Here is a 12,261-nt window from a genome sequence, read left to right as displayed (position 1 = left end):
CGGAAACCACAACGTCGATCCCAGCCGGCCTCGAGCCGAGCAACAGCACACCGGAGACCGACACGAAGTCGTCGCGATTACACCACTCAACCAAGCCGGAAGCTTTGACGTTTTCCTTCCTTGGACCTGGGAGGCTATGCGCCTCCGCGCCGACTACTTACTCGCTGCTACTGCCGTGATATTGCCACCCTCGAGATGAGTGCAGGGTCAATGAGGTGGGTGTGGTCGTCGTCGCCGACGTCGATCTGGACGACGTCGATGCGGCCGTTGAATTTGCTGGCGCCGTGGTAATCGGAGCTGACGGGCATGCCGTAGTCGTCGCCGATGTCGGTGGTTTCGTCTGCGGAGAAGATCATTGGTTGGGTTTGCTCGATCCGACCCGTTCCGACTTCGGCGCCGTCGTAGAAGAGGGTCACGTCCCCGCCTTTCGCGAGTCCTCCTCCATCGTAAGCGAATTCGACGCGGACCTGATGAGCGCCTTCCGTGAGTGCCTCCGTTGCGGTGGTGGTGAACTCGGTCATTCCGAGCAGGTTGTACACGAACGTGGCGTATCCGTCCTTCATGTAGAGAGCCCATCCACCGAATCTCCCGCCTTGAGCGATGATCACACCGTTCGCGGCCCCGTGTGTCGCGGTGTCGATCGCGGCGCTCACGCTGAAGGAGCGGTTCTTGATGTCCAGGACGCTGTGCTCGCTGAGGCGTTTCATTCCAGGGAAGAGGACCTGTGTGGTGCCGTTGATCAGTTGTGGCCGACCGGCAATAGTCGGATTGAGCCGTTCGAATCTGCGGTCGTCGACGGGAAGGACATTATACTTCACCGCTTCGATCAGCCACAACCGCTGTAGTGCCGCAAGCCGTTCCGGTTGTTCTTTCGACAGGTCACGTGCCTGGGACCAGTCTTTAGTGCCGTCGTAGAGTTCCCACACGTCGTCATCGAGAGCGGGTAATTCCTCGTTGGGGAGCCAGGGCGTGCTGTGCCGGGTGACCGCGCTCCACCCCTTGTAGTAGATGCCGCGGTTACCTGCCATCTCGAAATACTGAAGATCGTGGCGTTCGGGAGCATCTGGCGCGTCGAATGTGTAGCTCATGCTGGTGCCCTCGATGGGTGACTGTTGGACGCCGTTGACGAAGGTCGGTTCGGGTATCCCGGCTGCTTCGAGGATGGTGGGGGCCACATCGATGACGTGGGTGAATTGCGAACGAACCCCGCCTTTGCCTGTGATGCCGGCGGGCCAGTGCACGATCGTTCCGTTGCGGGTGCCACCCCAGTGCGAGGCAACCTGCTTGGTCCACTGGAAGGGCGTGCACATCGCCCACGCCCAGCCCACCGAGTAATGGTTGTAGGAGTCGACGCCGCCGAGTTTGTCTTTGACTTCGGCCATGAATTCCGGGGTCTCGATGGCTGCCAACCCATTGAAATTCGCCATCTCGTTGAACGCGCCGTTGACTGTGCCTTCGGCGGAGGCACCGTTGTCGCCGATGATGTAGTAGATCAACGTGTTACTCAGGGCACCAAGTGATTCCACAGCATCGATGACCCGGCCGACATGAAAGTCAGTGTGCTCGAGGAATCCTGCATAAATCTCCATCTGCCGTTCCAGGACAGGTTTGAGCTCATCGCTCATCTCGTCCCATGACGGGATCGCATCCGGTCGTGGTGTCAATTCGGCGTCGGTAGGTACGACGCCGAGTTCCTTCTGCCGTGCGATGATCGCCTCGCGTTGTGCATCCCAACCGCCGGCGAACCTGCCTGCATATTTGTCAGCCCATTCCCGCGGGACATGATGCGGTGCATGAGTGGCGCCGGGAGCGAAGTAGACGAAGAACGGTTTCTCCGGCGCCAACGCTTTTTGTGTACGGACCCAATCGATCGCCCGATCAGCGAGGTCTTCGGTCAAGTGATAGCCCTCTTCCGGGGTTTTGTCGGGCTCGATCGGACTGACGCCGTCGTAGAGAGCAGGGTAGTACTGGTTGTTTTCGCCGCCGATGAACCCGTAGAAATGTTCGAACCCTCCGCCGCCGGTCGGCCACGCGTCGAAGGGCCCCACTGGTGATGTCTGCCAGGGCGGGACCTCGTGGCATTTGCCGAACTGCGCCGTCGAATATCCGTTGAGTTTCAACGTCATCGGCAGTGCTGCTTTGGTGTTCGGTCGCATTCCGGATGATCCGGGAGCTGCTGTCGCGGTTTCGGTGATCATTCCCATCCCGACCGAATGATGATTGCGTCCACTGAGCAGCGCCGCGCGGGTCGGTGCACACAGCGCCGTGGTGTGGAAACGGTTGTAGGTGAGGCCACCACTTTGCAGTCGCTCCGCAGTCGGGGTGTCCGCGGGCCCCCCGAACGCACTGCTGGCCCCGTAACCCACATCGTCGAGCAATATCACCAGAACGTTCGGGGCATCCTCAGGTGGCTGCAGGGGTTCGATCGGGGGGAAGGTGGTGTCGGGATCCTTAGCGTCGTAGGTCACCAACCCCAAATATTGGCGATCGGCGATGGGTAGTGAATCTCGACGTGCACCCGACTGGTCCGTCATGGTCGAATCCTCATTCTGCTCGATCAAACAGTTCGAAAGTGCTGGCGGCCACCCGCGCGGGGCTGTCTTGCAAAAACGCCTATTCCGCCGACGAGAGCGGGGAAGCTGCTGCCATCGTGGTCCCCTTCGCGAGGCTGCGCTGGATGCGCTGGTGCGGGAAGGTCGGCTCGGAGTAGTCATGAACTTCCCTTTATCGGTACAACAGCGGTGAGAACAGTATTGAAAGGTTCAGGCCGAGGAACATCACCCCGAAAGGATGAGACTCACCATCCGGCGGAACGGCCTCGGGGCGCGGCCGAGGCGGCTGAGCTGTGAGGGGCAGTTGTAGAAATTTCGGGGAGCCAGCGAGCCAGAGCAATGATCAGAACCTGGCTCACGATCAGCGGCCCTGTCCCTATCAGCGGTCCATCGACGTCACCGCACCCGGCGACACCACCCCCCGGATCATTGATGACAGGGGCACGAAGTCATACCTGGTTTGGCGACCGCAGCCCTCGGTTTCAAGGACTGCCTAAAAGATAACGGGCAGACGAACGCACGAGATGCGCCAGCACACCTGTACACCGCGAGAGAATGGCATCACCCAGACCCACACAACGATTTCCTGACAGCACCATCAAACTTCACATCGCCAGTGTTTCCACGCGTTTCCATCGCCCACGCCCCGCGTACACGTGAGACGACCTAGCGAGTCTGCGTACGCCCCATTCCTTCAACGTGAACTACCCTGCACGCGTCTGCGTCTCGGACAACAGGCCACCCGTCGTCCGCAGGAGCGGCACCAAAGATGGCCGAACCGGCATACCGACACCTCCGGTACGCGCAGAGGCAGCATCAACCTTCCTTCATCGCGCCGACTTCACGAACTGAAAAGACAAACTACCGCCCGCCAACTGATGCCGCCGAGGGTCATGTCTTCGAGAGCCCTGCCGCAGCGCGGGGAGCTTCGAAGATCGCGCGTAGGGCGGCGATATCACCGTCCATGACGACGGCTGGTGCGACGGCGTCGATGGTCAGCACTCCTGCTGCCAGACCTAGCACGATCGGGGCGTCGGCACTCAGAACGGCGTCGACATCCCGCCCGTCCGGCAGACCCACATCGATACCAGTGGGTGTGGCGCGGAGTTGGATACAGTGGTCTGCAACCGAGATGTCCACCGCCGCCGTCTGATCGGCTGGGACGCGGCCGGTGAACAAGGCCGCGAGGGCCAGCGACACCCACTCAGGCCGGAACTCGTCGTCCTCTGGACCGCGGATCATCAGCGGCGTCGACCACCGGATCAGTCCGTTGATCGGCTCGCGAAGTTCGGCACCCCACACGGTCAAGGCGTAGGTGATGGCATTCCCACCTTCAGACAGGCGCCTTTCGATCACACCGGCGGCCTCGAGGTAGCGCAGGCGGCCGGCCAACAGGTTCGTGGCGATGCCGGAGAGGGCTTCGCGCAGGTCACCGTATCGAGCAGGCCCCAGCAACAACTGCCGCACGATCAGCAAATTCCACCGGTCACCGATCACATCGAGAGCTCGCGCGAGTCCGCAGTACTGGCCATAATCGCGGCTCATAACACCTACTTTCGAAAATAAAGTGTGCTTCACTATATCAATCATCAACTTTGCGAGGGGCGCGCATGACGACGACAACAAGGCCATCCTGGGTCGACGACGACCTGTTCCCGTTCGAGAGTCGATTCGTCGACATCGACGGAAATACCGTCCACTACGTCGACGAGGGATCCGGTCCCACATTACTTCTGCTGCACGGCAATCCGACCTGGTCATTCCTCTGGCGCGAGGCGATCAGTGCGCTCCGCTCCGACTTTCGATGTATTGCCCTCGACTATCCGGGCTTCGGCCTCTCGACCCCCAGGCCCGGCTACCGCTACTTTCCCGAGGAACACGCCGACGTCGTCACCGGATTCGTCGACGCACTCGGCCTTGACGACGTCACGTTGGTCGGGCAGGACTGGGGCGGGCCGATCGGGCTGGCCGCCGCCCAGCGGCGACCGGATGTTTTCGACCGACTGGTACTCGTCAACTCCTGGGCGTGGCCGGTCAACGGGATTCTCCACTTCGAGGCATTCGCTCGCATCATGGGCAGTCTCCCGATCCGTTTCCTGGTTCGTCGGGCCAACCTGCTTGTCAACGCCTTCCTCCCCACCGGGCACCACCGCCGGAAACCGACCACGGCCGAGATGACCCACTACAGGATGGCACTCGACACTCCGGAGCGACGACAGGCCACCGCTGTGCTTCCCGGCCGGATCCTCGCCAGCCGTGACTTCTTCGCCGAGGTCGAGGCCGGCCTCCCCGACCTCGCTCAACTACCCACGCTGATCGTGTGGGGTGACGCGGACATCGCCTTCCGTCGACAGGAGCGTGAACGCCTGGAATCCACGTTCCCCGACCACACGACCGTGATCGTCAAAGGCGCAGGTACCTACGTCGAATCCGACGCCCCAGATGAGTTCGTCGCCGCAATCCGCAACTGGCACACACCCCAACAGTGACGGCGGCAAGTGGCAGGGCGACGACGCGCACGCCGACCGTTTCACACACCGCACATCACGGGTACCCGGCAGTGCGCGAAGGCAGCACGAGCCCCATCATGCAGAGCTGCAATGTGCTACTCTGCCCCTCACCCCACCGCACCCGTTTCACAGCCTCCGTTGCCGGGGAATTGACTCGACGGCCGAGCGTTGCACACGCAAACGAGTCGACGACAGGCCCCACTGCCAGCCAGCACCAACCGGCACCAGCCGGCAACGGCCTGCGCGCCTCCCACACACCCGACCACGGGATACGCACACAAACAGCCGACCGTTCAGGGTCGGCACCCAGCGTTCATGTCCCCGATGACAGCCAGATGACCGGACGTATCGACGGCGGCGTGTACCGCGAATACCGCTCTCTCGCAAGGCTTCTCAACTGAATCGGTTCGCTGGACAACTCCACCCGGCGCCGGTAGCGAAGAAACCCGCTCACACACTCCCACAACTCATCAGCACACACCGGAGCAGCCGGTCCCACCAACCCGATCAACAAACCGAACACCACATCGTCGTCACCGTCCACGAGGGACTCGTAGGACCCGATCAACACCGCATCATCGGGAAACCGCCCACGAAGCTGCCTCAACTCCCGCAGAACCTTCTCCCGACACTCACCAACACTCACGCGCTTCCGTCCCTCCCCTGCTCGACCGGCCGGACACACCCCACGAACAGACGATAACGATCGCACCGCTGCCCGCTCGCCTGCGCTCTCCCTGGTCAGTGCCGTCAACCGATTCGACCTCGACAAAGGGAAAGACTTCCTCGCGTTCGCCGTCCCCACCATGATGGGGGAAGTCCGCAAGCACTTCCGGGACAAAGGCTTGGGCGTTCGGGTTCCGCGCTCGCTGCAGGAAAACTACCTCGCGCTGAAGAAGGCGCGATCCTCGCTGACACAGAGCCTCGGTCGCGAACCCACCATGCCCGAACTTGCCGCAGAGACCGGTGTGGAACCGTCCGAGATCGGGCAGATAGTCGCCGCCGGCGACTCGTACCGTTCGACGTCCCTGGATATCGAAATTTTCAAAGACGGCGTCTTCGTCGGCTATACCTTGGGGACTTCGATGCCGCCATCGACGGCGTCGACAACCACGAAACCCTCCGCCCAGCCCTGCTCGCACTCCCCCGAACGAGAACGCACGATCCTGCTCTACCGATTCTTCGGCGAGATGATCCAAACGGAAATCGCAGCGAAAGTCGGCCTCTCCCAAATGCACGTCTCCCGGCTTCTCAGCCAATCCCTCAAAGCCCTACGGCGCGAACTCGGCAACAGCCACCTCCTGAAACGGTGAGGACCCATAACCGAGGGAGTGGGCAGAACCCGGGAGTTGCCACCACGCCTGTCCCACGCCCGGACCCTGATCTCAGTCCACAGAACTCTCAGTCCGCAGAAGACGATGTAGTGGTCCCCTGATGTCCACGACGTGCGAACCGGCGACGACTATTCCGCAAAGAGGGTCGCAGCCATCCGAACTCCAGACAGGTCACCACGATCGCGCCGATACTCAACATCAGAAGCAGCAGAACGACATTGCCCATCGCGTCCCCACCCTTTCCGAATCGAGAAATGCCCGACCCATCCGGTCACGCCGCGGTCACCGCATGAAGCGATGCAGGCGCCGAATCGCGCCTTCTCGGTGTCACCGAAAGAGTGCGTGGCTGCTCCCCGGCAACCGTTGTCGCGCAGCGGTCTCCGGTAGTTGTGATTCCCACAATCTCACGCCACCACCGTTCACGTTCCTCGGATTCCTGCCACACCACGACATCCACCGCGCCCTCCTTCTCAGCAGTCAGCGCCCGGCCCCCCTCTACGCAGTGCAGGCAACGGACCCTGCGGAGGACATCCCCGCCTTCCACGATCGGTGAGACCACAAGAACAGGGAAGCCCCTCGAACTCGATCACAGGCGCGCGGTAGTCGACGCCATAACCATGCTAACGATCACCGACCGTGACGCACAGCCACTTCCGAAGCGAGCGAAAAAATACCGGACAGCCCTTCGCCCTCGCCCCAAATAGATCTCAGACCAGATCTCAGACTTCACCGTCCCAGGCATCGCCCTGAGCCTGCACTGTAGGCGTCGGCATTCCCGCGGGCAGGCCGCGAGCCTTCATCTCCTCATTCACGTAATAGAGCCGCGCATGCTGGTTCGGGCTCAGTTGCTCGGACTGATCGCAGAGCGCGTGGTAATCCGCCACGAGTTGGTCCGACGTCAACCGGTAAACGGCCACCGGAATCTGCCCACCCTTCATGTGCACCACCCCACCTCAGACGAGTAAAGACAGTGACAGCGGGTGGTTCGAAAACTCCCGCGGTCACGAACCAGAACGAATCGAACTGCCACACAATATTTTACGCTGCGCGACCTCAGGAGAAGCGAAGGCTGTCGCGCTGCGATCAGTTCCTATTGGGCGCGCGGTTGCCGGCATGGACGGATCGGGCAGTGGCGGATACTACCGATAGCTCTGTTGCGGGGTTGCGAATCCTTGCCGTGCTAGCAGCATCGAACTCGACATCGACGGCCTGGACATCATGGCCGTCGGCGACCGCGTCATCGCCGAAGGACGCGAAAGGGGCGCCCTCGCCGACGGCACACCCTGGCCCGACACCCAGATCTCCACCGGTCGCTTCTGCAACGTCTTCACCTTCCGCGGCGCCGAGATAAGCTCCGTTCACATCCGACCCTGACATTGCCAGCGATCACCAGGCCAAGATCCTTCAGCCGCGCCAAGATTGAGGACGCGGCGCCGGTCTGACACCACCACACGGGGCGGCCGCCCCGGCGCTGCATCTTCTCGATCACCCGATAAGTACACCCCCGGTCAACCTTCCTCAGGATGGCACTCCCCTTGATCGAACTCACTCATGACGTTTGAAATGACCGAGGCCAGAGTCAAACAGAGGGGGCGACGTATTCGTGCTTGAGCTCGCTCACCCGCGCGATGTAATCGAAGTCGTGATCAGCGGTCAGCACTGTTGCGCCGTTGACGATGGCGTAACCGGCGATGAGGATGTCGACAGCGCCTGCGGAACGGACACGGCCCGATCCCCACAGCGCGCTCTGAATGTCGAGGACGAGGGACTCATCCGGCGCATGTTCGAGCGGGAACCCGAGGGAGATCTGCTCGCGATAGCAAGCGTGCTCGTCTGGTGTCCTGGCGCTGTGACAGAACTCGAGCACCTGTGGAGGACAGGTGACGAAGAGATCGGCGGGAGCGCGCTCGACCCGCCGTAACCGAGCCGTGATCACCGGGTCGCCGGTCGCCAGCCGAGCCCAGACCGAGTTGTCTACGAGGTAATCGGTCACGAGGCCCGAGGCGCTGTGGACGGCGAAACGACAGGCGCGCCAAGCCCTTCAGGGAGATCGGTCAACTCGGCGACGCCGTCGATCATCGCACCCTTCTGCCTTGAGGCGATGAGGCGGCGTAATGCGAGGTCGAGCACGGCACGGTTCGACCGTTCCCCAGTAAGCGCGCGGGCACGCTCGATGAGGCGGGGATCAAGATCGACACTGGTTACTGCCATGACAGGCTCCTCTCACAGAATTATATCTCTGACTATATAGTCACGCACGGGGAAGCGCCAGCCGACACAGAGCTGAATCTTTATCTCGGTCTCATCGTGCCAGGCAACGCGCGCAACGAGTCCTCGACGATGGCGCGCTCTGGTTCGGTCACGACAACGACCCAACTGAGTACCGAGTGCCATCGTGCGACGAGCAAGTGCGTTCCCTCCGATCTCACCCGGGCAGATGCAAGACGCACTCCCTGTGACGCGATTTTGTCGCCGTCGAACCTGGCCAGATCCCGGGCAGGACTGAGAACAGCTGCCCCAGCGGCGTACGAAGCGGCAAGTGGAAAGCCCTCGGCGACCCCGTCGACACCGTGCATCTGGATCGCTCGATCGGCGATTTCGAGCCGCAGTGCGTAGTTACTGCCGGGACCGCCGCGATGGCCGTCGAGTTTGCAACGCGAAGGAGGATCGAACGAAACAACGAACGACATTCTGGAGTGGACCCCAAAAGTTGGACACCGAATCTAGGTATCCTTCTTCAGGGAGTAGTCAGATGTACTCGAAAAGCACGTTAAGCCACACCGACGCCATGTCGGCGCTCGAACTGTTCGAGCAGGGCTTCACGGCCAAGTCCGTGGCCATTTCGCTTGACCTCGCCCAGAACCCTGTCCAAATGTTGTATCAACGATGGCAACTACGGGGAGCAGGTGCGCTGGTGACGAGAGACCGAAGACAGTACGACTTCGAGACCAAACTCGAGATCGTGCGTCGCCACGTCAACGGAGAGTCCGGAAGGGTTCTGGCCGAAGAGTACGACTTACCCTCGCCCACAACGGTAGCGAACTGGACTGTCATCTACCGACGCGACGGTGAGGACGGGTTACGCCCGAAGAAGCGCGGCAGGCCTCCAACCGATCGCGGGGATCCCCTCCGAAAAGCGAGCTCGAGACACTGCGCACCGAGAACGAACGACTTCGCGCCGAGGTCGCGTACTTGGGAAAATTACGGGCCTTGAGGTCTCAGGAACGACGCTGAAAGTTCGAGCAGTCGACGATCTCAAGGCGCAATTTCCGCTGGCACTCTTGCTGTCGATCGCGCACCTCCCCAAATCGACGTTCTATGACCATCGGAATCGACTCCGTCGCGCGGACCGCCATGCTGAGCTCAAAGGAGCCATTCGTGAAACCTTCGAAGATGCGAAGGGCGCCTACGGGCACCGACGCATCCTCGCTATCCTTCGACGGCAGGGACGGAGGGTGTCGAAGAAAACCGTGCTCACATTGATGCGCACCCTCGGACTGCAATGCCTGGTGCGTCGTCGCAAACGGTACAACTCCTTCCGAGGAGAAGTCGGCGAGGCAGCCGAGAACGTGTTGAACCGCCGGTTCGCGGCAGAGACGGCGCACACCAAATGGGCAACGGACGTAACCGAGTTCAACATCGGCAGTTCCAAGGTCTACCTTTCGCCCATCCTCGATCTCCATGACAACCGAATCATCTCTGTCACGGCCGGGCCCTCTCCGAGCGTGAAGATGGTCACCGACAGCCTCCGCATGGCAATCGATACCCTCAACGCTGGCGAAAAACCACTTGTGCACTCCGAACAAGGATTTCAGTACCGTCACACCCTCTGGAGGGACACGTTGCGCGAAGCAGGGCTCACCCAGTCAATGTCCCGCAAAGGCACGTGCCTCGACAACGCTGTCATGGAAGGATTCTTCAGCCACCTCAAGGAGGAATGGTTCCGCATCCAGAAACCCGGAACTCTCGACGAGTTTCACACGGGGCTCACCGACTACCTACGATGGTGGAACACCACCCGCATTCAACAGCGACTCGGCTACCTCAGCCCCGACGAGTACCGCGCCCAAACACCCGCCATCGCATAAGGTTCCATTAAGAGTCCAACTTTTGGGGTCCACTCCAATTCTGCGCGCGCATTTTCCGAAGGGATCTCCCCCCTCTCATTCCACAGCCTCGACCACCTCGAACGAAGGGCCCACGAACGGAACACCGGAACGCTTCGAGATTCCGGCATTCCGGCATTCCGTGACGGGCGTCCTCTATGACCTACGCAATGGTGATGATGGTTTTACCCGAGAGCTTTCCGCTCGAGGCGTCTTCGTGGACGGCCCGTAGCTGCTGCAGTGGCCGCCGACCGACAATGGTGAGCTCGAAGAGACCGTCGTCGAGACGAGACACCATGTCGGCCAGGTGAGAACCATTGGGCGTTACCCACACGTTCGCAGACCTCACCGAGCGCTCGTCGTCGGCGGGCACGGCGCCGGCGGAGCTGACCACAATGCCGCCGTCGGCGACGTACGAGGTCAGCTTCGCAAGTCCATCTGCATCCAAACGCACGTGATTGACGACCACGTCGAAAGGACCGCCGACCGCAGCAGGACCCGCATCGAGGTCCAGTGGGCCCACAACCCTCGTCGCGCCGTAACTGCCAAGACGAACGGCGTGCTGCGGTCCGTCGACTGCAGTGACGGTTGCGCCGGCGTCGACGGCAAGCTGGACGACGAGGCCGCCCACCGCACCGCCTGCTCCGATTACGAGCACGCTCTGCCCCTTCTCGATGTCGGCCAGCTCGATAGCAGCCTGCCGGGCGGCGAGGCCGACGAGAGGAAGTGCGGCGGCATCAGTCAGGGCCACGGTGCTGGGCGCAGCGGCGAGGAGATCGGCCGTGATCACCGCGTACTCTGCCGCGCCGCCATGCTGATTCAGGGGGAACATGCCGACGACCTGATCGTCGACCTGCAGGCCGCTGACCTCTGCCCCCAGCTCGACGACTGTGCCGGACAAGTCCAGACCGGGCGTGATCGGCAATGGGGTGGGAATCGCTTCTGCGAGCACCCCCAGACGAATGTGGTCATCTACCGGGTTGAACGACGTCGCGGCGACTTTAACCAGCACCTGCCCGGCGCTGGGAATCGGACGGTCGACGTCTTCGTAGCGCAGGACTTCACTGGTGCCGAACTCGTGGAAACGGATTGCCTTCATGGAACTGTCCTCCAAGGTGTTTCGATGTCGTCGCCCCGGAATGAGGCGATCAGGTCGGGAAGTCGAGGCTCAGGTCAATTGGACCGAGCGGATGGAATTGCCCATCACCATGCGGTCGATGACGCTCACGGCACTGGCGGGGTCATCGGCGGCGCCGACGGTGAGCAGCAACGGAACGAAGTGCTCAGTGCTCGGATGGGCGACCGCAGCGCCAGGGGCCTTCCTGCGGTAGTCGGTGAGGGCGTCGACGTCGCCTCGCGCGAGAGCGTCAATGGCCCACTCGTCGAAGGCCGAGGTCTGGGCGGCGAGTGCGGGCCGTCGGAAGACAGCGAAGCTGTGCGTCATGAAGCCCGAGCCGAGCACAAGGATGCCTTCGTCGCGCAAGGCCCGCAGGCGAGCGCCGAGTGCCAGCAGCGCCCGGGGTTCGAGGCTGGGCATCGACAGCTGAACGACCGGCACGTCGGCCGCCGGATACATCGCCATAAGCGGAATGAACGCGCCGTGGTCGAGACCGCGGTCGGAGAACTCGTACACCGGCGTGCTGCCGAGCAGGCCCGTGAGTCGGTGAGCGAGGTCGGTGGCGTCCGGGGTGGCGTAGGGAGGGTCTTGTAGCGGGGATGGAAACCGCTGAAGTCGTAGTAGAGCGGGGTGCCTGCTGCG

The 12,261-nt window shown here is 62.0% G+C and carries 15 protein-coding genes; 5 read left to right on the top strand and 10 right to left on the bottom strand.

The annotated features are described in order from the left end of the window. Positions 1-167 precede the first annotated feature (167 nt). Both R4P65_RS30660 and R4P65_RS30655 read right to left on the bottom strand, forming a co-directional pair. Positions 168-2,534, bottom strand: coding sequence for an arylsulfatase (locus R4P65_RS30660; RefSeq protein WP_317829306.1), 2,367 nt, complete (start codon positions 2,532-2,534; stop codon positions 168-170). A 909-nt stretch (positions 2,535-3,443) separates the two neighbouring features. Then, the gene (locus R4P65_RS30655) at positions 3,444-4,097 is read right to left on the bottom strand and encodes a helix-turn-helix domain-containing protein (protein WP_317829305.1); all 654 of its coding nucleotides are present in this window, start codon (positions 4,095-4,097) and stop codon (positions 3,444-3,446) included. 65 nt (positions 4,098-4,162) lie between these two features. Between R4P65_RS30655 and R4P65_RS30650 the strand changes: the two genes are divergently transcribed. After that, positions 4,163-5,041, top strand: coding sequence for an alpha/beta fold hydrolase (locus tag R4P65_RS30650; protein ID WP_317829304.1), 879 nt, complete (start codon positions 4,163-4,165; stop codon positions 5,039-5,041). Positions 5,042-5,375: 334 nt separating this feature from the next. Here the strand turns inward: R4P65_RS30650 and R4P65_RS30645 are convergent, their stop codons facing one another. Then, a complete protein-coding gene (locus tag R4P65_RS30645) occupies positions 5,376-5,708 on the bottom strand; it encodes a hypothetical protein (protein ID WP_317829303.1) in 333 nt (110 codons plus the stop codon). Between the two features lie 160 nt (positions 5,709-5,868). On the opposite strand from R4P65_RS30645, the gene R4P65_RS30640 reads away from it, so the two are divergent. Beyond that, positions 5,869-6,375 (top strand): sigma-70 domain-containing protein, encoded by a 507-nt coding sequence (locus R4P65_RS30640; protein ID WP_317829302.1) that lies wholly within the window; start codon positions 5,869-5,871, stop codon positions 6,373-6,375. A 292-nt stretch (positions 6,376-6,667) separates the two neighbouring features. Here the strand turns inward: R4P65_RS30640 and R4P65_RS30635 are convergent, their stop codons facing one another. Together R4P65_RS30635 and R4P65_RS30630 are read right to left on the bottom strand one after the other, a co-directional pair. Then, entirely contained in the window at positions 6,668-6,853 is a 186-nt protein-coding gene (locus R4P65_RS30635; protein WP_317829301.1) for a hypothetical protein, read from the bottom strand. A gap of 262 nt (positions 6,854-7,115) precedes the next feature. After that, positions 7,116-7,334 (bottom strand): hypothetical protein, encoded by a 219-nt coding sequence (locus tag R4P65_RS30630; protein WP_317829300.1) that lies wholly within the window; start codon positions 7,332-7,334, stop codon positions 7,116-7,118. A 280-nt stretch (positions 7,335-7,614) separates the two neighbouring features. Between R4P65_RS30630 and R4P65_RS30625 the strand changes: the two genes are divergently transcribed. Beyond that, complete coding sequence (locus R4P65_RS30625; protein WP_317829299.1) at positions 7,615-7,770, top strand: hypothetical protein; 156 nt, start codon at positions 7,615-7,617, stop codon at positions 7,768-7,770. A 205-nt stretch (positions 7,771-7,975) separates the two neighbouring features. Here the strand turns inward: R4P65_RS30625 and R4P65_RS30620 are convergent, their stop codons facing one another. From R4P65_RS30620 to R4P65_RS30610, 3 genes are all read right to left on the bottom strand, one after another. After that, complete coding sequence (locus R4P65_RS30620; RefSeq protein ID WP_317829298.1) at positions 7,976-8,389, bottom strand: PIN domain-containing protein; 414 nt, start codon at positions 8,387-8,389, stop codon at positions 7,976-7,978. Then, positions 8,386-8,607 carry a type II toxin-antitoxin system VapB family antitoxin gene (locus R4P65_RS30615; protein WP_317829297.1) on the bottom strand — a complete coding sequence of 74 codons (222 nt, stop codon included), beginning with the start codon at positions 8,605-8,607 and terminating at the stop codon, positions 8,386-8,388. Before R4P65_RS30615 ends, R4P65_RS30620 begins: the two co-directional genes overlap by 4 nt. Positions 8,608-8,687: 80 nt before the next feature. Beyond that, positions 8,688-9,086 (bottom strand): hypothetical protein, encoded by a 399-nt coding sequence (locus tag R4P65_RS30610; RefSeq protein WP_317829296.1) that lies wholly within the window; start codon positions 9,084-9,086, stop codon positions 8,688-8,690. Positions 9,087-9,148: 62 nt separating this feature from the next. Here R4P65_RS30610 and R4P65_RS33280 point away from each other — a divergent pair, with 62 nt between their 5' ends. Together R4P65_RS33280 and R4P65_RS30605 are read left to right on the top strand one after the other, a co-directional pair. Beyond that, the gene (locus tag R4P65_RS33280; RefSeq protein WP_411742605.1) at positions 9,149-9,610 is read left to right on the top strand and encodes a helix-turn-helix domain-containing protein; all 462 of its coding nucleotides are present in this window, start codon (positions 9,149-9,151) and stop codon (positions 9,608-9,610) included. Beyond that, positions 9,510-10,484 carry an IS3 family transposase gene (locus R4P65_RS30605; protein WP_411742608.1) on the top strand — a complete coding sequence of 325 codons (975 nt, stop codon included), beginning with the start codon at positions 9,510-9,512 and terminating at the stop codon, positions 10,482-10,484. The genes R4P65_RS33280 and R4P65_RS30605 overlap by 101 nt, the downstream gene beginning before the upstream one ends. A gap of 181 nt (positions 10,485-10,665) precedes the next feature. Here the strand turns inward: R4P65_RS30605 and R4P65_RS30600 are convergent, their stop codons facing one another. Both R4P65_RS30600 and R4P65_RS30595 read right to left on the bottom strand, forming a co-directional pair. After that, the gene (locus R4P65_RS30600; RefSeq protein WP_317829294.1) at positions 10,666-11,601 is read right to left on the bottom strand and encodes an NADP-dependent oxidoreductase; all 936 of its coding nucleotides are present in this window, start codon (positions 11,599-11,601) and stop codon (positions 10,666-10,668) included. 69 nt (positions 11,602-11,670) lie between these two features. Then, positions 11,671-12,135, bottom strand: a complete 465-nt coding sequence (locus R4P65_RS30595; protein ID WP_411742604.1) for a DODA-type extradiol aromatic ring-opening family dioxygenase — start codon at positions 12,133-12,135, stop codon at positions 11,671-11,673. Positions 12,136-12,261 lie beyond the last annotated feature (126 nt).

This window comes from Rhodococcus sp. IEGM 1318 (genome assembly GCF_033142465.1).
Classification (GTDB): Bacteria; Actinomycetota; Actinomycetes; order Mycobacteriales; family Mycobacteriaceae; genus Rhodococcus_F; species Rhodococcus_F qingshengii_B.
This window is presented reverse-complemented; position numbering and strand designations above follow the sequence as displayed.